The organism is Acinetobacter sp. ABJ_C5_2 (assembly GCF_044538485.1).
In the GTDB taxonomy this organism is placed as follows: domain Bacteria; phylum Pseudomonadota; class Gammaproteobacteria; order Pseudomonadales; family Moraxellaceae; genus Acinetobacter; species Acinetobacter nosocomialis_A.
Genome location: NZ_JBIUCS010000102.1, coordinates 1 through 369, shown reverse-complemented (window position 1 = coordinate 369; position 369 = coordinate 1). Strand labels below are relative to the sequence as shown.

Annotated in this window: 1 protein-coding gene; it reads right to left on the bottom strand. The window is 53.4% G+C overall.

Annotated elements, in window-relative coordinates:
- A partial coding sequence (locus tag ACH8JV_RS19555; protein WP_396523310.1) for an Ig-like domain-containing protein occupies positions 1-369 on the bottom strand: 369 nt, incomplete at both ends.

Below are 369 nucleotides of genomic sequence, written 5' to 3'. Positions count from 1 at the left end.
CAGTCACGGTTGATCCCGCTTCTGCTGTACCTGTCACTGGATCAGTGGCATTGATTGGATCAAGAACCGGTGCATTTGGTGCTGTGGTATCGATAGTCACCACTGCACCTGTTGTACCCACATTACCCGCAGGGTCGGTCGCTGTCACAGTTACCGTATGTGGTCCATCGGTCAACACTGGAAGCGTATTGTCTGCAAGCGTCCAGGTACCGTTGCCGTTATTGACTGCTGGATAGTCCACCCCATCTACAGTCACCACCACAGTCGCAGTCGGATCATTCACTGTACCGGTCAGCGCAGGTGTGCTGTCATTCGTCAACACATCATCTAGCGCAACCACAGGTGCCGTAATGTCTGCAGAGACTGTAC